Source organism: Desulfitobacterium sp. PCE1, from assembly GCF_000384015.1.
Taxonomy (GTDB): Bacteria; Bacillota; Desulfitobacteriia; order Desulfitobacteriales; family Desulfitobacteriaceae; genus Desulfitobacterium; species Desulfitobacterium dehalogenans.
Genome location: NZ_KB913023.1, coordinates 1,453,733 through 1,470,860, shown reverse-complemented (window position 1 = coordinate 1,470,860; position 17,128 = coordinate 1,453,733). Strand labels below are relative to the sequence as shown.

The following is a 17,128-nucleotide window of genomic DNA, read 5'->3' as shown; positions in this document are numbered from 1 at the left end:
GCAGGAGATCATCCGCTAAAGGATTTAAAATAATATCTTCTTATGACGATTTATTACTCTTGATATTCCTAATCACATTAGGTAATATACTAATATGATTAGGAAGGAGTGAAATTGGTATGAGACTTATTCAGTTTGAAACGGTTTATCAAATTGCTTTTATGCCACGTATCTTTCCTGTAAACTGTTATCTAGTTGAAGAAACAGATGATTTAACCTTAATCGATACGGGATTGAATTTTTGCTGGAAGGGCATTTTGCATGCAGCTTCTGCCATAGGAAAGCCTATTGCGCGCATAGCGCTGACACACCCTCATGCAGACCACATAGGATCATTAGATAAATTGAAGGAACAATTGCCTCAAGCTGTCGTGTACATATCCGAGCGGGATTCATCCCTTATGTATGGTGACTTTACTTTAAAAAAGGGCGAACCGAAGTTCCCGGTACGTGGCGGGTTCAAAAAGAATTTACAAACACGGGCTGATCTATTGGTTTCTGACGGGGATTTCATTAAATCACTAAGAGTAATTTCTGCATCCGGTCATACCCCCGGTTCTATCGCCTTTTACGATATACGATCAAGAATTCTGATCGCCGGAGATGCCCTTCAAACCAGAGGCGGATTAGCTGTCGCAGGAGATACGAGAATCCTGTTTCCATTTCCTGCCGTAGCAACCTGGCATAAGAAATCGGCAGTAAGAAGTGTTGAACGACTGAATGAACTGAATATTCAACTCTTAGCTGTAGGACATGGAAAGGTACTCAAAACCCCTGGTCCCCAAATTGAACGCGCCCTTCAACGAATAAGAGAAAAGCTGCGGTAGGTGAAAAACATGGTGAAGAAAGGGTTAGATAGGGAGACCGTGCTTCAAGCCGCTGTGAAAATCGCGGATGAAAAAGGTCTCAACAATGTAACATTAAAAGAACTTGCAAGCCAACTGAAAATCAAAACGCCTTCCCTATATACTTATGTCGATGGTGCGCAAGGATTGAACAGTATGCTGGCCATTTATGGGCTGAACTGTCTCAGAAGTGAGATGGCGGAAGCTGCCATTGGGTTATCCGGCAAAGATGCTGTTCATGCCATAGGCAAAGCCTATGTTAACTTCGCCCGAAACCATCCTGGGCTCTATGAAGCTACTCAATGGGTAGATAAGTGGCAAAGCGAAAAGGCCGCGCAAATATCTGATGATATTTTGAGCCTTGTTGCAAAAGTCATGTCCGCATTCCCTCAATCCAAAACTGATATTACTCATATCATTAGAATGTTCAGATGCGTCTTGCATGGATTTGCTTCTCTCGATCAGAATCATGGTTTTGGTAATCCGGTCAGCGTGGACAAGAGCCTCTCTATTGCAATAGAGATAATGCTGTCCGGTATGCAAACCGATCTTACAAATATAACTCATCAATCAAATTCCGGTATACTCCCTTGAAAAAGCGTGCTTTTCAAGAAAGAGGTGGCAATTATGAAAGATAAAAAAGTTGCTATTGTAACAGGTGGTAGTTCTGGCGCGGGGCTTGCCAAACAGAGATACGCTGTGCAGATCGTATCCCTTTAAAGCGGATCGGAAAGCCGGAAGATATTGCAGATATGGTGGCCTTCCTAATAAGTGAAAAAGCCGGTTACATAACAGGAAGCTCTTTTCCGGTTGATGGCGGGGTATCTTCCTCAAGTATATATTCAAAGTAACTCTTTATTGTATCTCCTCAATTCATTTGTTTTTATTGGGAGGTTCCTTTTCCTCTTTCTTGTCTTTTTCCGGGTATTGTTGGCAATGGTCAAGAAGACAATTCCCTTTTTCGTTAGCCATCATACAATGCTCCCTATGCTTGACGCACCTGTACCAGCCATCGTTTTCACTTACGAATGCCCTGCTCATTAAGAACCATCCTCCTTTCTTTTCATCATGTTTCTTATATTATATCATCATCGTATACAACTTCGTCGGGGCGCTGGATTAATCACCGCGTTTATAGGTTAACGAGATAAGATGGTAAATGCCAAATGACGACAGCGAGCCAATTTAGGCTCGCTACAATTACATTTATTACGATGTGTCATAAGCATTTGTACTCAAGATAAAAATATTACATTTCGTTGCTATAACGTATTGTGAGATATATTTGTACGCAAAACCCAAACACATAAAGCGCGACGGTAGCAAGTATCATCCATAGTGGTAAATCGATAAGGACCATTAAGAATGGAATAACAATTAAGATTTTTATCATGATATCAAAGGCCTTAGCTTTTGCTTTATTGGTAATGGCAACAGTACGCTCATCCTTTGATTCAATATCACTCTGTTTTTTTATAGCTGGGTGCTTTTTGTAATAAAGATTCATAATTAAATTCGCAACATTCATGCCGATTAATCCTGCACCTATACCGATACATAAGCCAGCAATAGTTTTTAAGTTATCGTCTATCACAAAAATCCCAACAGCTAAAACTATCACTCCTAACAGTATAAAAATTATATAGCGGGTGGCATGAGTATCTTTCATATTTATTCCTCCTCATAGATAAAAATTTCCTCAATAGGCATTTTAAAATATCGAGCAATTTTGAATGCAAGTAGTATTGATGGATTGTAACGTCCATTTTCTAAAGAACCTATCGTTTGCCTGGAAACTTCCAAAGCCTCCGCAAGCTCTTCCTGCTTTATGCCATGTTGTTTCCTGATCTCTTCTAGTCGATTCTTCACTATAACACTCCCCTCACAGTATAATGGAAAGCTCACTTTACATTAATGCTACACCTGGAGACTTCAAATGTCAAGTATGCTTTCCATTATAATTGGTCAATAATCTGAAAGCCTTAAACGGAGCCCTCCCATCGCAGAAATAAACTAGGATGAAGGGCTCCGTTATCTTTTAGAAACTCTTAATAATCTGAGCAGTTAGCAGGAACCCAGACAGCAACAGACGGGAAAATTATAACAAAAATAAAAGCAAACTTCCCTATTGACTTTAACAATATTAAAGAATATCATTAACATAGTTAAAATCACAAAGAAAGGCGTGGATTAAACCTATGGAAGTCATTCCTGAGTGGATGTCAAATCTGGATGATGAAGATGTCGCTTTCACAAAAAACTTCTTGCTTACATCCGGTTCACTAAAAGAAATAGCAAAAATCTACGGCGTAACCTATCCAACTGTACGTTTACGCTTAGACCGTCTTATTCAGAAAATCAATATTAGTGAAGATGCTTCAAATGACCCCTTCGTTTCTCTGATCAAAAGATTGGCCGTTAATGAAAAAATCGATTTTGACACTGCAAAAATATTGATCACGGAGTACAGAAAACACTCTAAGAAATCGGAGGAATAACTATGTTTATAGCAACAATCATGTTATTTATTAGCGGGATTCTATCCACCGCTATGGTTGTTGGAATCTTTTTTGCGATAAAGTACTTTATAAAATATAATGCAGATTTGAAACGCGGCAAAACGCAACAACAAGAAGAACTTGACCGTATGAAAATTGATGATTTGTAATACGACTTGCTGTTCAGGAGGATTTCTTAGTGTATAAAGCTTTATTTTTGGATGTAGATGATACCCTTTTAAATTTCGAGCAATGTAGTCGAGAGGCACTGCGTAAAACATTTTATCATTTTAGTATCACATACGATGACAAAACTTACGACTTATTTCGGAGTATAGACGATCAATTATGGCTTCTCCAAAAGCAAGGCACACTCTCGGTTCAAGATGTCCTAAAGCTTAGATTTCAACAATTATTTGAGCAGTTAGACCTTCGGCATGGCCCTACTGCCTTTCAAAATGTGTTTCCAGAAAAATTATCGGAAGAGTATTTTATGGAGCCCTATGCAGCGGAATCTGTACAGTGTTTAAGCGCACATTACAAGCTTTTTGTGACCTCCAACGGCATTCTGAAAATGCAACTGAAACGACTGAAATTAGCCGGTCTATTGTCTTATTTTTCGAATGTATTTGTATCTGACGATATTGGGCATGAAAAACCCAGCGCAAAATTTTTTGATGAATGTTTCAAAAGAAGTCAGCTAAAGCCCAGTGAAGTACTTCTCATAGGAGATAGCATTAAAGCTGATATGTTAGGGGCCAAAAACAGTACTATTGATTCTTGCTGGTATAATCCAAAGCACAGAAGCAAAGATTGTGATGTAGAAATTGATTATATTATTTCGGATTTGTCACAGCTAAAAAACATCTTGCTATAACTGCCTCTACCCTCTTTTGTATCGCTTTACGGTATGCTACTTTTCGTACACTCTCTTGCTTAAGCTGATTGCTGCCGTCAGCAGGAACAATTCCTTCAGGTGCTGGCTAAGGACATACGGGCTTAAGCCTGCCGGGGGCAGACCGTTTCAGGCTGAGGCTAAAGCCCTTCGCTTACAGGTTTAATAAGTGATTGACTAAAAACGGAGCGGCAACCGACATATAAATTGCGGCAATTCCCATGGCCACACCGGACATGGAACCCTGAATCGTTCCCTCTGCCAGCGCCGATGCCGTACCCTGACCATGGGCAGTCGTTCCATAGGCTAATCCGCGCACCAGCGGGTTGGTCACTTTGAACAGATTCAGCAGAACAGGGGTCAGAAAGGTCCCAATCATACCGGTAGCAATGACAAAAACCGAAGTAAGGGTCGGATCACCGTTTAAGATGCTGGAAACGCTGACGGCAATGGGAACAGTCACAGATTTAGGCACTAAGGATGTCACAATGAGCTTATCCAGCCCTAAAAATTCAGCCACCAGAGCCGTCGTAATGATATTGGCCGTAGTTCCCACTACGATCCCACCCAACACCGGAAGGATATTTTGTTTCAATATCTCTCGGTTCCGATAGAGCGGGATAGCTAAAGCCACTGTAGTCGGTCCTAGAAAATAAGTCAGAATAGTCTTGGTATCCTGGTACTGGCTCACCGTAACACCGGAAATCCAAAAGACAGCGACGATTAAGGCGGTACTCAGAAATACCACATTGACCAATGGACTTGGATAACGCTTATTTAAGAGACGGCTAAAGACATAGGCACTTACCGTAATAACAGTCGTAATCAATACAAGCAGCAGGTTCATTTAAACTCCTCCTTTAGGCGAACGAAACCGGACCAGCATTGTGGTCACTGAGTTCATAACCATGATGCATACTGCTGTGCCAAGAATAATTGACACGAGAAGCTGGACTCCGCTTAATTGGAATAGACCAATCCATTGCATCAATCCTACGGCAATGGGAATAAAGAAAAAAGCAAGATGTTTAAGCAGAAAATCTGCTCCTTCTTCGATCCATTCGATCCGAATAATTCCCATCAACAATAACAAAAACAGGATAATCATTCCCAAAACATTTCCCGGAATGGGAAGATGGCTTTTTTCCGCCACCCAATTTCCCAATTGATAGATTACCCAAAGCAAAGCAATCTGCACGATAAAACGCAACCCCTGAGCCATGAACTCTCACCTCTTTCTCTTTCTATGTTCGATTGTATAACCATTCCTTGCATTTGTAAAATAGATAGTTGTCATGCAATCTATCGATACAATAGATAGTTGTAATCATGCATTCGCAATATCATTCGCTGGGTAAAATAAAAAGGCTTTTACCTTCTTAAAGAAAGGTAAAAGCCTTTAAATATGTATATTTTCCCCTTATGGCAGATCAATTTTTGGCAAAGGATTTGGCGGCAAACTGCAACCACAAATTAGCTGCATGGGACATCGAACGCCCTCGTTTCCAGATAATGAACATCTGGTGAATAATCTGCGGGTTAGTCACCGGTATAACTGCAAAACGCCGCGGGTCTAGTTCTCGGCAAGCAGCCCCCGGCAGGAAAGCGATTCCCAAATCAGCAGCCACCATCTGGGTCATCAGTTCAAACTGGGACGTCTCAAAAATAATGTTGGGCGCAAAGCCTTCATTTTTACACTTACTGATGATCTCGTCATGCAAGCTGAATTCACTGGTGTATAAAACAAAGGGTTCATCCGCCAATGATTTAAGATCGAGGGATGCTGATTTGCTGATTGGATTCTGGGCCGAAACGATAACATATAGAGGATCTTCGGCAAAAGCAAAGGAGTCAAAATACTGACTGTCCGGCACGCTGCAGACGACTCCCACATCTAAGGTTCCGTCTAAAATATCCATAATAACTTTTTTCGACCCATGCTCGGAAAGGCTGATTTCTATTTGCGGGTACTTCTTTTTAAAATCTCCCAGCAATTCAGCAAATAAAGTGGTTCCGGTAATGGGCAGCAGGCCAATAGAAATTTTTCCTCGTTCAAGTTTAATTCGATTTTGAAATTCGTGGGTTAAATTTCCGAATAGGGTTACGATCTCCAGAGCCTGATCCAGAAATATAGCCCCTGTATCCGTCAATTGCACATATTTGGATGTCCGGTTAAACAGCGAAGTGCCCAGTTCCCTTTCCAGATCTTTGATCAATTTGCTGATGGTTGATTGAGTAACGTGGCATTTTTCCGCAGCCTTACTGAAACTCTTCTGGCGAGCCACTTCAACAAAATACTCCAAATGCTTGATTTCCATGTTTAAACCTCCGAACGCCTGAAAACTTAGGGCTAAACCGCGGTGCACCTCCATTATAAGGCAAAATGAAGATAAAAAACACATTAGACACCAACCACTCCTCATGGTTGGTGTATTTTTATGCTGCACCTCCACCCAACCTTCCTGCTTCAGTATCTCTTCTCCGGTTCTTCAGAAAGTCTTCATCAACTCTGAGGCTTTTCTTAATTTCCTTAAGTTACAATTAAAAGTGCTAAAAACGAATTCAAACATAGCAGGAGGCCCCGTTATGAAGATACTCGCTGTAGTCCCGGCATATAACGAAGAAAAAAACATACGCAATGTTGTTCAATCGATACAATCGTCTTGCCCTGAAATCGATGTGGTTGTAATCAATGACGGTTCTACCGACAACACCTATCTTGAGGCCGTAAAAGGGGGAGCTTGGGTTATCAACCTGCTGCAAAACCTTGGTATAGGAGGAGCCGTTCAAACCGGGTACATTTATGCCCAGAGGAATAATTATGACCTGGTTGTCCAGGTGGACGGAGACGGGCAGCATAACCCCCGGGACCTGAGAAGGCTTGTTGAACTCATCCGTAAAAACGAGGCCGATATGGTCATTGGCTCCCGTTTTATAAAAAAGACCGCCTATAAACCAACCGGCATGCGCCAAGCGGGAATTTTGTTTTTTTCCAAGCTGGTTTCCGTTCTCTGCCGGCAAAAGTATTATGATACCACCTCAGGTTTTCGGGCGGTAAACCGCAAAGGCATCGAGCTTTTTTCTCAATACTATCCCAAGGATTATCCTGAAGTTGAAACCATTGTCTTTGCCTTTAACAGGGGGCTTCGGATTACGGAAATTCCTGTAAACATGGACAAGCGCCAGGGAGGGAAATCGTCCATCACTCCGCTCCGGTCCCTCTACTACATGGTAAAGGTTACCTGCGTCTTAATGCTGCAGCCTAAATTGCATTCTAAAACAAACATCAGGCTAAAGGAGATGATCTAATGAGTATTTATACCTATTGTTTGATCCTGTCCATGCTGTTTTTGAGCATTACCCTGTTCTTCATTAAAAAAAGAGTACTAGAGTTTAAATACGGTATCCTTTGGATAGTAACCGGGATCATCATGGTTGTCCTTTCCCTGAATAAAGACCTTACCGAAAAATGCGCCCATTTGCTGAACATTTCCTATCCCCCTGCTTTCTTATTTTTAACAGGCCTAATCTTTATCCTGCTCTTAATGTTTTATCTTACTATCGTTGTTTCCACTATGCAGGAGAAAATCACCCGGCTTATTCAGGAATTCGGGGTACTCCAAATGGGCAGCGGCAAGGAGAATTACCTCAAATGACCTATCTTTTATTGACTGTCAATATTGTGTTATTGGTTGCCGGGCAAACCCTATGGAAGCTCGGAATGCAGGGAGCCTCCTTTAAGCTCGGGCTCGAGAGCGTTTTAAGGTGCATGCTGAACCCTTATGTCTTAAGCGGCCTTTTGGTCTATGCCGTCGCCACGGTTATCTGGCTATACCTTTTGGCACAAAACGAATTGTCCATGCTCTACCCGCTGCAAAGCCTTTGTTATGTAGCAGCGGCGTTTGTTGCCATGTTTGTTTTCCAGGAAAACCTGCCCCTGACCAGATGGTTTGGCCTATCCCTGATCATTGCCGGGGCATATTTTGTTTCAAGATAACTAAAATAAATCAATAAAGGAGCACATGATGTTTGGTTTAAAAAGCGAAGAAAAAAAGATTAAAATAACCCTTTATACGATATTGGCCCTATTTTTTATCATCTGCCTGTCTACGGTACTTGTTTATGGGAATTCCTGTCTTTTAGGTAGTATTGAAAAAGCGAACAATGACGATGTCAAGTACATAAGGAGCGCGTGGACATTTATGGATACCGGCATGCTTACGTATCACGATACGAAAGAACCTACGGTTTATATCATGCCGGGCATCACGTTTGTTTTGGCCTTTTTTATGACGATTTTCGGAAAAGCGGCAGGGATCATCGCCTTCCGGGTCTTCCAGGTTATTTTGCAGACCCTTTCCCTGTACCTTCTGTTTCTCATCGGCAGAAAAGTTTTCAACAGCCGGGTAGCCCTTTGTGCTTGTGTGATCGACCTCTTTTTTGTTGCCGAATATTATGCCGCTACCCTTATTCTTACCGAAGTAATTTTTAAATTCTTGCTGCTGCTCTTGCTCTATCTATCCATATCAGCCATCACAGAGAGAAAAACTTACTATTATATCTTGGGCGGTTTTATCTGGGGGATTGCCTGCCTGTTCCGCCCCACCGCCGCCGCCTATCCCGTCGTTATTCTGGTCATGTGGCTTATTAAAAGATATAAATTGCGCGATATGCTAAAATTTACTGCGGTAGCCCTGGTTGGATTTACACTAATCATGAGCCCCTGGTGGGTCAGAAATTATAATGTTTTTGACAAATTTATTCCCCTGACTTTCTCCTCAGGAAATCCGTTTTTACAGGGAACCTATCTGAATTATGACCAGACTAAGGATTATACCCCCTATAATATAGGCCGGACAGCCTGGGAAACAAATCAAAATGAAATGGATACCGGCATTTACAGGCTCAAAACCTATGGGGCAAAACAGCCCCTTCACTATATACTATGGTATACTTTGGGTAAGTCCTGGCACTTTTGGAATTACCCGTTTTACTGGAAAGAGATCCTGGGAGTGAGCTTTACCCGGGCCGGATCTTTTCATTGGCTGGTCCTGATTACCGCAGCCTTAGGAACCGTTCGACTGTTCAAAAAAAGGCGGGAGTCTTCCCTGCCCTTCATCCTACTTTTGGTGATCGGATATTTTAATATCATACATTTACCCTATTATACGTTTAGCCGATATGCCTTCCCCGTAATGCCCCTGGTGGGAATTCTCAGCGCTTACTGGCTGGACAATCTAATCAAGATATGGAAGGAAGCTGGCTATGGACAACTACAAAATACTAATAGCCGATGACGAAGACGAAATAAGAGATTTGCTGGCGATTTATTTAAAATGCGAAGGGTTTGAAGTAACTACAGCGGCGGATGGAATCGAAGCCCTGCAAAAGCTGCAAAAAATTGATTTTGACTTGATTATTTTGGATATCATGATGCCAAGACTGGACGGTATACAGACCTGCATAAACATCCGGAAAGACAATGGCATTCCTATTATCATGCTGTCCGCTAAAAGTGAAGATGTCGACAAAATCCTGGGATTAAACACAGGAGCTGACGATTATGTGACAAAACCCTTCAACCCGCTGGAGATCGTAGCCAGGGTCAAATCCCAGCTCAGGCGCTATACCAGACTAAACGATTTTACCCCTAAGTTAAAGGATGAATTTGAGATAGGCGGGCTTGTCATCAATACTGCAAGCCACCAGGTAAAAGTAGATGGAAAGGATATCAAGCTTACTCCAACCGAATTCTCCATACTCGAGGTTCTTGCCAGGAATAAGGGCAGAGTCCTTAGCATTGAAAGCATTTATGAAAGCGTGTGGAATGAACCCTTCTATGAATCGGAAAACACGGTTGCGGTTCATATCAGAAATATCCGAGAAAAAATCGAAATCAACCCGAAAGAACCCAAATATATTAAAGTCGTATGGGGGGTAGGCTATAAAATTGATAACGAAAGCTAACACCAACATGATCAAGGCAACTATGATAAGGCTTGCCCTATGCCTGAGTTTATCAATTTCCGCCTATTGGATAGCATTTAACAGTTATAAGTGGTTGTCTCAATGGCAGGAAATAGCTTTTACCGCCGCAGCCCTTGTTTTCGTTATCATGTTGACAGTCACAAGCAACTTAAAATCGAACATTTGGAAAGGAATCATCAGCTCTGCCCTCTCCCTTGTTGTCGGTATAGCTGAATTCTCTTTTACTGATGACATCTTTCTCTCCTTAGGCCTGGCCTCAGCCTCTTTCCTGTTTATTATAGCTTTTACAGGCAGATATGAGGGGTTTCTGGCCTTTCTGAATAATTTGTTTTCCTGGATCAAAGGCGTTTGCCTGAAAAGCCTGGGTCTTGAGCTTTTTATATTCAACTTGGTAAGTTTGCTGGGAGCAGGTCTTGTTTATACCGCCCTGGAACTTCTCCCACCCGGGTTACTGCCGTCCTTCTGGTTTCTGCCCTCTTCCGTTATCCTCTCAATATTCGCCTTTTTTATTATCAATAGTTTTCTTATCAAAAATAAAGTGAATTATCTTAAAGAGATTGCCGGCGGTATTCTGGAAATATCCAAGGGCAATCTCGATTTTACGGTAGCGGTAAAAGGTAATGATGAGTTTAAAGTCCTTGCTCAAAACATCAATTATATGTCCGCACAATTAAAAAGCAAAATTGAGGATGAGAAAAGAGCGGAAAAGACGAAAAATGAACTGATCACCAACGTTTCCCACGATTTAAAGACCCCCCTTACCACCATCATCGGCTACCTTTCGTTGTTAAATGACAAAAAATACGAAACCCAGGACCATCTGGATGAATACCTGGGAAAAGCGTATACCAAATCCCTAAAATTAAAAAAGTTAATCGAGGACTTATTTGAGTACACTAAACTCTCCAACGGAATCATACAGGTTAACAAATCCTCCATTAATCTCATTGAACTTATCGAGCAGCAAATCGGTGAGATTTCCCTTCTCGCCAAACAGAATAACCTATGTTTTGTAAAAAGCTTTTCCCATCCCACTATAGAGGTTGAGGTCGACTCCGACCTGATGGCCAGGGTTTTTGAAAATATCTTTTCCAATGCCATCAAATACAGCTATAAAGATCTTCCCGGGGATATTGCCGTTCACATTAAGAAAGATGGGAACAAGGTAACCGTTCTCATCGAAAACCAAGGCGATACAATACCCACAGAACTCCTGCCGCTTTTATTCGAGCGGTTTTACCGGGTTGACGAATCCAGGAATTCGAGGATGCCAGGCTCCGGACTTGGCCTGGCTATCGCCAAAAGTATTGTTGAGCTTCACGACGGCGATATCTACGCCGAATCTGAAGCCAATAAAATACGGGTGTGTATTGTTTTACAAGCGATATAGCTTAGTCATTTTAAAAAGTGACTGTTTTTAAACATGCAGATCTCTCCTTTTGTAAGAAGCATAAGTAATAACAATCAGCAGCACAATGATCACCGAGGACAAAAGCAGAAATACCGGTTCGAATCCTCCGCCCTCCAGCAGAGTTTCAGCCTCGAAATAAGCAAATGGGGTTAGATATTTCAAAGGGGCAAGACTGCTGTTGATCTTGATCACCGACGAAATAAGGAAAGTCACCAGCAAAATTGCCGTTGCAACCGAGGGGGCGGATTTCGGACGCTTGCCGGCGGCTGCCGTGGCGGTGCCGATCAGTAAGAAGATCAGCTGCACAATAAACATCCCGGCCATCAAGATCCCTATCTCTGCCGTAATATCCTCTCCCTTGGCGTACTTCCCTATCAGAGCGATGGAAAGAATCAGGGTAACCAGGTTGAAGACCATGATATTGAAAAGGGCCGCCAAAAGTTTGGCGGTTATGACTTGTGTTCTGGAGACAGGCTTCACCAGCAAAAACTCTGTGGTTTTGTCCCGCTCTTCCTTGGCGATGATATTGGCACCCAGCAAAGAGGCGTGGACGGTGGCCAATAAAAGTAGATACAAATATAACATCCCATAAAATCCGCTGACTTTGGTCAGGTCAAAATTCCCCATCCCCAAGACCGCTTTGATCGAACTGGGGATTTGCGACAATAATGCGTTCATGGATTGGCCTGTTTCGGCATAAGCTGTAAACTTTCCGATGGAGGAAACGATCATTAGAAAGATGACGATACTCCAAATGATCAGTGATCGGCGCTGGGCCTTCAATTCTCTCAGAAAAATATTCATCGCAATCCCTCCTTAAACAGTATGGATATCTTTCTTCGCATAGACCAGACAACTTACCCCGATAGCGGCGATGATCAAGACCATACCTGTTACGACAAAAGAGGTTTCATAAGCGGCATGGTCGATGATATACACCGGATCAAAATACCGGAACGGCGAAAAGTACCGAACATTCTCTTCCCCAAGAATCGAGCCGAGGGAACCCAGGACATAGAGCCCAAAAACAGTACTCAGAGATACGGAGATCACTGACTTTATTTTTCCGGCAATCACCGCAATCAGGATGCCCAGAGCCAGAAAGAGCAGTTGTACAAAGAATAGCGTCAGCGAAATCAGAAAGAACACTTTCAGATTAAATCTGCTGACCACCGCCACCGCCGCGAAAGTCGTCAAGCCCAGGTATATGATATTGGTCATCACCAAAACAACTAAAGCCGCCAGCAGTTTAGACAGGATGATCCTGATCCTGCTTACCGGTTTGGTCAGCAGAAAATCCGCGGTTTTATCCCGCACCTCCTTGGACACGATAGCGGTTCCGAGATTCATCGCCTGGATTGCCCCGCATAATAGGACAAAGGAGAAGACAAAAGAGTAGAAGCCTTCCAGGGTGGAGATGCTCTCAACCAGTATATTGAAGCTCTTTATCATCACATCCGGCATGTTGCTGAGAAATGCCTTGAAATCTTCAATATCCCGACCCAATCCTTGAAAAAGGAAAATATAGGCCACCGCCAACAGGGTCATGGCACCTGCCCAAATCATGATGGATTTGCGGTAGGCCCTAAGCTCATGCCAAAAGATGTTCATCAGCATCAGGCCTCCTTTTCATAATAATGGATAAAGATTTCCTCCAGGTTCGGCTCTTCGATCCAGAGATTGGTTATTTCCAGTTCCGCAAGCTTCTTTATAATGTGATTGATATTCCCCTTGAACAAAAAGCTCACTTTCCCATCCTTGATCTCCAGGTTATTGATCCCCTCCAGGGCGAAGCGGTCTTTGCTCATCTCTTCCTTGATCTCAATCTTGAACTTCTTATAATTGTTTTCCGTTAAATCCCTTATCTTTTCCAGCCTGATAATTTTGCCGTCCTTGATGATGGCTACCCGGCTGCACAGCCTCTGAACCTCGCTTAAAATATGGGAAGACAAAAGAATGGCCGCCCCTTTCCTGTTTTCTTCCAACAGCAGATCAAAGAATTTCTGCTGCATCAACGGGTCAAGGCCGCTGGTCGGTTCATCCAGAATGATCAGCCTCGGCTCATGCAGGAGGCCCTGAACGATTCCCACCTTCTTTTTATTGCCAAAGGATAAATCATCAATTCTCTTGCTTAGATCCAGCTCCATAATCCCGGCAAGTTCCTTGATTCTTTTACTGCAGTCCTTCTTATAGAAACTCGCCGCGTAGTTTAACAGTTCACCCACCTTCATTTTGTCGTAATAAAAAACTTCAGAGGGTAAATAGCCCACATCCCTGGCAATTTCCGGTGCATATTTAATGCAATCCTTGCCGAAGATCGTTGCGCTGCCGCTGGTCGGATAGAGCAACGACAACAAAGTCCTGATCGTCGTGGATTTCCCTGCCCCATTGGGCCCGATAAAGCCGAAAATCTCCCCTTCCTCCACATTAAAGCTGATATCGGTGATTCCTCTGGACTTGCCATAGTATTTAGTCAAATTCTTGATTTCGATGACATTCACGCCGCAGCCCCCCATCTATGCTCACAAACATATACTTATTCTGGCTTGGCGTCCTCTGTTTATACTTATCCCCTCTTAAAAACAACGTCTCCATCGATCAGCACCCAGGTCGTTCTCGCCTGAACGTCCAAGGGATGTTTATCAAAGACCACAATATCTGCGTCTTTATCAACCTCAAGGGAACCTACCCGCTCCGAAATCCCCAGGATTTCGGCGGGATTAATTGTTATGGCCCTGAGGGCGGTTTCTTCATCTAATCCCGCTCTTACCGCCAGGGCGGCGCAAAAGGGCAGATAATGTACGGGAACTACAGGGTGGTCGGTCATTAAGGCTATTTTTACCCCGGCTTCATGCAAGACTACCGGCGTATCAAAGGTCAGCTCCTTTAACTCCACTTTTCCCCTGGGGCCGATAAATGGCCCGATGATTGCGGAAAAGCCTTCCCCTGCCAGCTCATCAGCAATTAAATGCCCCTCAGTACAGTGTTCCAAGGTCATCTTAAGGCCAAACTCTTTGGCGATCCGAATCGCCGTAAAAATATCATCGGCTCTGTGAACATGGGCTTTGACATTCAGCTCACCCTTCACCACCGGGATTAGGCTTTCAAGCTTCAGGTCAAACCCAGAATTATTCTCTTTATGGTCCAGATAATTTTGGGTTTTAAACAAATACTCTCTTAAGAGAGCCGCGGTGGCCATTCTCGTAGAAGGTATTTGTTGCTTGGCACTGTATCTTGTCTTGGGATTTTCGCCAAAAGCAATCTTCATCGCCGCCCTTTCCTGAAGGATCATCTTGTCTATCCTCATCCCTTTGGTTTTAATCGTGGTAAATTGCCCCCCTATAACATTGGAGCTGCCGGGACCGGTGCAGATGCAGGTAACACCATTTTCATAGGCTTCCGCAAAAGATCTGTCCCTTGGGTTAATGGCATCGATGGCTCTAAGCTGCGGTGTCACCGGATCAGTCCCCTCATTGCCGTCCGCTCCCTCAAAGCCCAGTCCGTCCTCCCACATCCCCACATGGCAGTGAGCATCAATCATGCCAGGCATGATAAAACCGCCCTCGGCATCAATTGTTGCGCAATGTTCAGGTATGGAAATACCCTTTTCTATGGAAAGGATTTTGCCCTTATCCACTAATATTTGTCCATTTTCAATAGGGTCACCCGTCATAGTAAGAATCGTTCCATTTTTAATTAATAGCATTCTGATCTCCTCCTCATTTTAAATAGTATAGAATTGAAATTATGCAAAGAAAAAAGCGCTGTATCCTGTAAAGGTCAGCACTTTTTCTGTCAGCAGTTAATTCTATATCCCCAAATTCAAAAGAGATATCCAGCGGCACCGCCCCTGAATATCTCTTACTTAGATTATAACACATTTAAACCATGAAATAAACTCAATTTAACACGAAAGAAAAGGATGATACCCATTGGTCATAAACAAACAACTGCCAGGCTTTATCCGCCTCCTCGTCATTGCCGCAACAAGAAACAAGGCAATCCGGGGATTTTAAAAGTACAATCCATTATTTAATAGTTTACTATCGCTTTCCCGGCAAGTACTAAAAAATCGTCTTTAAATCACTTTCATATTGAGGGAAAAACTTAATATGCTTGCCGGCAAGGAAGAAGAACATCCTCCAGAATACCAATCCCAAGAGGGCGCTGAGCAAAAGGGCCAGAGCTATAGAGCCGCTGCCTCCGGACAGAGCGGCATAAGCAATCAACGCCAGGGGCAAGACCACTCCCGTGATAACCCAGCCCAGATAGGGCATTTTAAATTCCCCGCTCAGGACATTGATGGCTACTCCGTACCCGAGCCTTCTCACATAGGCCGAGTAGTAAAGCTGACCCAAAATGATCAGAATCTGGGTCACTGCACTAAGATACAATAAAGATGTCACATTGTCTAAACCACTTAAAGCTCCCCAGGCATAAGCGCCAATGGAGCCAATGGCCAGGGACGAAAGAAAGAAATTGACGCCGACCATTTTACTCTTCCAGGCCGGCCGGGCAAATAACTGATAAACCAAGCCGGTGGAATAAATAAAGGCGATAGAAAATAGGAACGCCAGGACCTGCACCAGCACCAGCAAGGCTGAATTTAAAGCTATCAGCCAGCCGTCCAAGGCTTGCAGGAAAAGAAACAAGGCCACAAAGGGTGACAGGATTCCTTCCTGGGTCAGATGGGATTGGGGGTTGGCAAAGGAATTCATGATCCTGTTCGGTCTGCCCAGGTGAACGAGAGAAGCAAGAAGTCCGGCACAAAACACCACTAAAGCCGCCAGGGCAATGGCGGACAGATTGAATTCCACTCCCAGAAAATAAACGGCGATCAAGCTCATCATATAGGTACCCAAAGCCAAACGCTGGCACAAGGTTGAAAAAACTAACGGGAATTGGACTGGCATAATCTTTTGGCCCCCTTCCTTGGTCTTAGATAAATCACCGACGGTTTCGTTCCGATTTCAGGGTGAATCTGGAAGGCCCTGTCCTGATGTTCGGCCAGATACATGGATATCTCCGAATTCGGGTCATTGATATCCCCAAAGATACGGCAAGTGCCAAGACAAGTGGCCACACAGACCGGTTTTTCGCCTTTCTCAGTCAAATGAGCACAGAGCATGCATTTTTCCACCATACCTTTTTCCTTGTTTAAGGTTCGGGCATCATAAGGACAGGCCCAGATACAGTAGCCGCAGCCATAGCATTTATTATGGTCCACTAAAACCACGCCGTTTTCCGTTTTATAGGTCGCTTTGGTGGGGCATACTTTAATGCAGAGAGGGTCTTCACAGTGCATACACTGCCTGGGAAAAAAGAACATATCCAAATTATCGGGAAACTGTCCTTCCGGCCCCATCTTGTATACCCTGTTCCAGAATACTCCATTATCTACTCTATTCTCTATTTTGCAGGCCACTGTGCAGGCCATGCACCCGACACATCTGTCCAAATCAATCAGAAGCGTGTCATGTTTACTCATGTC

At 43.4% G+C, this 17,128-nt stretch carries 23 protein-coding genes and 1 pseudogene; 12 read left to right on the top strand and 12 right to left on the bottom strand.

Translation table 11 applies throughout. The features are described from left to right. The first annotated feature begins 119 nt into the window (after window positions 1-119). The 3 genes and pseudogenes from DESPCE1_RS0107350 to DESPCE1_RS22405 all read left to right on the top strand — a co-directional run. The gene (locus tag DESPCE1_RS0107350; RefSeq protein ID WP_019850004.1) at window positions 120-827 is read left to right on the top strand and encodes an MBL fold metallo-hydrolase; all 708 of its coding nucleotides are present in this window, start codon (window positions 120-122) and stop codon (window positions 825-827) included. 9 nt (window positions 828-836) lie between these two features. Next, on the top strand, window positions 837-1,439 hold the full coding sequence (locus DESPCE1_RS0107345; protein ID WP_014793465.1) for a TetR/AcrR family transcriptional regulator: 603 nt from the start codon (window positions 837-839) through the stop codon (window positions 1,437-1,439). A gap of 92 nt (window positions 1,440-1,531) precedes the next feature. Continuing rightward, window positions 1,532-1,696, top strand: a pseudogene (locus DESPCE1_RS22405) (SDR family oxidoreductase); the annotation flags it as partial. Window positions 1,697-1,718: 22 nt separating this feature from the next. On the opposite strand, the gene DESPCE1_RS23215 reads toward DESPCE1_RS22405, so the two are convergent. The 3 genes from DESPCE1_RS23215 to DESPCE1_RS0107325 all read right to left on the bottom strand — a co-directional run bounded on the left by DESPCE1_RS23215 (window position 1,719) and on the right by DESPCE1_RS0107325 (window position 2,714). Further along, a complete protein-coding gene (locus DESPCE1_RS23215) occupies window positions 1,719-1,886 on the bottom strand; it encodes a hypothetical protein (protein WP_019850002.1) in 168 nt (55 codons plus the stop codon). Window positions 1,887-2,094: 208 nt separating this feature from the next. After that, a complete protein-coding gene (locus DESPCE1_RS0107330; protein WP_019850001.1) occupies window positions 2,095-2,514 on the bottom strand; it encodes a hypothetical protein in 420 nt (139 codons plus the stop codon). Window positions 2,515-2,516: 2 nt separating this feature from the next. Continuing rightward, window positions 2,517-2,714, bottom strand: coding sequence for a helix-turn-helix transcriptional regulator (locus DESPCE1_RS0107325; RefSeq protein ID WP_019850000.1), 198 nt, complete (start codon window positions 2,712-2,714; stop codon window positions 2,517-2,519). 329 nt (window positions 2,715-3,043) lie between these two features. On the opposite strand from DESPCE1_RS0107325, the gene DESPCE1_RS0107320 reads away from it, so the two are divergent. Genes DESPCE1_RS0107320 through DESPCE1_RS0107310 form a run of 3 tightly spaced genes read left to right on the top strand, consistent with a single transcriptional unit; the run spans window position 3,044 to window position 4,220 of the window. After that, on the top strand, window positions 3,044-3,343 hold the full coding sequence (locus tag DESPCE1_RS0107320; RefSeq protein WP_014793461.1) for a DUF2089 family protein: 300 nt from the start codon (window positions 3,044-3,046) through the stop codon (window positions 3,341-3,343). A 2-nt stretch (window positions 3,344-3,345) separates the two neighbouring features. Beyond that, on the top strand, window positions 3,346-3,513 hold the full coding sequence (locus tag DESPCE1_RS23210) for a hypothetical protein (RefSeq protein ID WP_019849999.1): 168 nt from the start codon (window positions 3,346-3,348) through the stop codon (window positions 3,511-3,513). Window positions 3,514-3,542: 29 nt separating this feature from the next. Then, window positions 3,543-4,220 (top strand): YjjG family noncanonical pyrimidine nucleotidase, encoded by a 678-nt coding sequence (locus DESPCE1_RS0107310; RefSeq protein WP_019849998.1) that lies wholly within the window; start codon window positions 3,543-3,545, stop codon window positions 4,218-4,220. 172 nt (window positions 4,221-4,392) lie between these two features. On the opposite strand, the gene DESPCE1_RS0107305 is transcribed toward DESPCE1_RS0107310, so the two are convergent. The 3 genes from DESPCE1_RS0107305 to DESPCE1_RS0107295 form a co-directional block, all read right to left on the bottom strand. Beyond that, window positions 4,393-5,085, bottom strand: coding sequence for an LrgB family protein (locus DESPCE1_RS0107305; RefSeq protein WP_019849997.1), 693 nt, complete (start codon window positions 5,083-5,085; stop codon window positions 4,393-4,395). Further along, on the bottom strand, window positions 5,086-5,460 hold the full coding sequence (locus tag DESPCE1_RS0107300; RefSeq protein ID WP_019849996.1) for a CidA/LrgA family protein: 375 nt from the start codon (window positions 5,458-5,460) through the stop codon (window positions 5,086-5,088). A 208-nt stretch (window positions 5,461-5,668) separates the two neighbouring features. Then, the gene (locus DESPCE1_RS0107295; protein ID WP_019849995.1) at window positions 5,669-6,556 is read right to left on the bottom strand and encodes a LysR family transcriptional regulator; all 888 of its coding nucleotides are present in this window, start codon (window positions 6,554-6,556) and stop codon (window positions 5,669-5,671) included. Between the two features lie 268 nt (window positions 6,557-6,824). Between DESPCE1_RS0107295 and DESPCE1_RS0107290 the strand changes: the two genes are divergently transcribed. The 6 genes from DESPCE1_RS0107290 to DESPCE1_RS0107265 are packed head-to-tail and all read left to right on the top strand — an operon-like array spanning window position 6,825 to window position 11,616. Next, on the top strand, window positions 6,825-7,547 hold the full coding sequence (locus DESPCE1_RS0107290) for a glycosyltransferase family 2 protein (protein ID WP_019849994.1): 723 nt from the start codon (window positions 6,825-6,827) through the stop codon (window positions 7,545-7,547). Beyond that, window positions 7,547-7,894 carry a DUF2304 domain-containing protein gene (locus DESPCE1_RS0107285; RefSeq protein WP_014793454.1) on the top strand — a complete coding sequence of 116 codons (348 nt, stop codon included), beginning with the start codon at window positions 7,547-7,549 and terminating at the stop codon, window positions 7,892-7,894. The genes DESPCE1_RS0107290 and DESPCE1_RS0107285 overlap by 1 nt, the downstream gene beginning before the upstream one ends. Then, entirely contained in the window at window positions 7,891-8,235 is a 345-nt protein-coding gene (locus tag DESPCE1_RS0107280; protein WP_019849993.1) for a membrane protein, read from the top strand. Before DESPCE1_RS0107285 ends, DESPCE1_RS0107280 begins: the two co-directional genes overlap by 4 nt. A 25-nt stretch (window positions 8,236-8,260) precedes the next feature. Next, window positions 8,261-9,535, top strand: a complete 1,275-nt coding sequence (locus tag DESPCE1_RS0107275; RefSeq protein ID WP_242835374.1) for a glycosyltransferase family 39 protein — start codon at window positions 8,261-8,263, stop codon at window positions 9,533-9,535. After that, a complete protein-coding gene (locus DESPCE1_RS0107270; RefSeq protein ID WP_019849991.1) occupies window positions 9,504-10,205 on the top strand; it encodes a response regulator transcription factor in 702 nt (233 codons plus the stop codon). Before DESPCE1_RS0107275 ends, DESPCE1_RS0107270 begins: the two co-directional genes overlap by 32 nt. Then, window positions 10,189-11,616, top strand: coding sequence for a cell wall metabolism sensor histidine kinase WalK (locus tag DESPCE1_RS0107265; RefSeq protein ID WP_019849990.1), 1,428 nt, complete (start codon window positions 10,189-10,191; stop codon window positions 11,614-11,616). The genes DESPCE1_RS0107270 and DESPCE1_RS0107265 overlap by 17 nt, the downstream gene beginning before the upstream one ends. Before the next feature lie 27 nt (window positions 11,617-11,643). Here DESPCE1_RS0107265 and DESPCE1_RS0107260 read toward each other — a convergent pair whose 3' ends face one another. The 6 genes from DESPCE1_RS0107260 to DESPCE1_RS0107235 form a co-directional block, all read right to left on the bottom strand. Next, window positions 11,644-12,441, bottom strand: a complete 798-nt coding sequence (locus DESPCE1_RS0107260) for an ABC transporter permease subunit (RefSeq protein ID WP_019849989.1) — start codon at window positions 12,439-12,441, stop codon at window positions 11,644-11,646. A gap of 12 nt (window positions 12,442-12,453) precedes the next feature. Beyond that, window positions 12,454-13,248, bottom strand: coding sequence for an ABC transporter permease subunit (locus DESPCE1_RS0107255; protein ID WP_028305490.1), 795 nt, complete (start codon window positions 13,246-13,248; stop codon window positions 12,454-12,456). Window positions 13,249-13,253: 5 nt separating this feature from the next. Continuing rightward, a complete protein-coding gene (locus DESPCE1_RS0107250; RefSeq protein WP_019849987.1) occupies window positions 13,254-14,138 on the bottom strand; it encodes an ABC transporter ATP-binding protein in 885 nt (294 codons plus the stop codon). 65 nt (window positions 14,139-14,203) lie between these two features. Then, window positions 14,204-15,343: an amidohydrolase gene (locus DESPCE1_RS0107245; protein ID WP_019849986.1), complete on the bottom strand. Its 1,140-nt coding sequence runs from the start codon at window positions 15,341-15,343 to the stop codon at window positions 14,204-14,206. Between the two features lie 358 nt (window positions 15,344-15,701). Beyond that, window positions 15,702-16,550 carry a DmsC/YnfH family molybdoenzyme membrane anchor subunit gene (locus DESPCE1_RS0107240; RefSeq protein ID WP_014793445.1) on the bottom strand — a complete coding sequence of 283 codons (849 nt, stop codon included), beginning with the start codon at window positions 16,548-16,550 and terminating at the stop codon, window positions 15,702-15,704. After that, window positions 16,529-17,125: a 4Fe-4S dicluster domain-containing protein gene (locus DESPCE1_RS0107235; RefSeq protein ID WP_014793444.1), complete on the bottom strand. Its 597-nt coding sequence runs from the start codon at window positions 17,123-17,125 to the stop codon at window positions 16,529-16,531. Before DESPCE1_RS0107235 ends, DESPCE1_RS0107240 begins: the two co-directional genes overlap by 22 nt. Window positions 17,126-17,128: the final 3 nt, after the last annotated feature.

Coding starts and splice junctions, on each gene's coding strand:
- DESPCE1_RS0107260 (WP_019849989.1), bottom strand. CDS start 12,441: ATGAATATTTTTCTGAGAGAATTGAAGGCCCAGCGCCGATCACTGATC.
- DESPCE1_RS0107245 (WP_019849986.1), bottom strand. CDS start 15,343: ATGCTATTAATTAAAAATGGAACGATTCTTACTATGACGGGTGACCCT.
- DESPCE1_RS0107240 (WP_014793445.1), bottom strand. CDS start 16,550: ATGCCAGTCCAATTCCCGTTAGTTTTTTCAACCTTGTGCCAGCGTTTG.
- DESPCE1_RS0107280 (WP_019849993.1), top strand. CDS start 7,891: ATGACCTATCTTTTATTGACTGTCAATATTGTGTTATTGGTTGCCGGG.
- DESPCE1_RS0107300 (WP_019849996.1), bottom strand. CDS start 5,460: ATGGCTCAGGGGTTGCGTTTTATCGTGCAGATTGCTTTGCTTTGGGTA.
- DESPCE1_RS0107285 (WP_014793454.1), top strand. CDS start 7,547: ATGAGTATTTATACCTATTGTTTGATCCTGTCCATGCTGTTTTTGAGC.
- DESPCE1_RS0107295 (WP_019849995.1), bottom strand. CDS start 6,556: ATGGAAATCAAGCATTTGGAGTATTTTGTTGAAGTGGCTCGCCAGAAG.
- DESPCE1_RS0107235 (WP_014793444.1), bottom strand. CDS start 17,125: ATGAGTAAACATGACACGCTTCTGATTGATTTGGACAGATGTGTCGGG.
- DESPCE1_RS23215 (WP_019850002.1), bottom strand. CDS start 1,886: ATGAGCAGGGCATTCGTAAGTGAAAACGATGGCTGGTACAGGTGCGTC.
- DESPCE1_RS23210 (WP_019849999.1), top strand. CDS start 3,346: ATGTTTATAGCAACAATCATGTTATTTATTAGCGGGATTCTATCCACC.
- DESPCE1_RS0107330 (WP_019850001.1), bottom strand. CDS start 2,514: ATGAAAGATACTCATGCCACCCGCTATATAATTTTTATACTGTTAGGA.
- DESPCE1_RS0107350 (WP_019850004.1), top strand. CDS start 120: ATGAGACTTATTCAGTTTGAAACGGTTTATCAAATTGCTTTTATGCCA.
- DESPCE1_RS0107255 (WP_028305490.1), bottom strand. CDS start 13,248: ATGAACATCTTTTGGCATGAGCTTAGGGCCTACCGCAAATCCATCATG.
- DESPCE1_RS0107270 (WP_019849991.1), top strand. CDS start 9,504: ATGGACAACTACAAAATACTAATAGCCGATGACGAAGACGAAATAAGA.
- DESPCE1_RS0107345 (WP_014793465.1), top strand. CDS start 837: ATGGTGAAGAAAGGGTTAGATAGGGAGACCGTGCTTCAAGCCGCTGTG.
- DESPCE1_RS0107290 (WP_019849994.1), top strand. CDS start 6,825: ATGAAGATACTCGCTGTAGTCCCGGCATATAACGAAGAAAAAAACATA.
- DESPCE1_RS0107275 (WP_242835374.1), top strand. CDS start 8,261: ATGATGTTTGGTTTAAAAAGCGAAGAAAAAAAGATTAAAATAACCCTT.
- DESPCE1_RS0107305 (WP_019849997.1), bottom strand. CDS start 5,085: ATGAACCTGCTGCTTGTATTGATTACGACTGTTATTACGGTAAGTGCC.
- DESPCE1_RS0107320 (WP_014793461.1), top strand. CDS start 3,044: ATGGAAGTCATTCCTGAGTGGATGTCAAATCTGGATGATGAAGATGTC.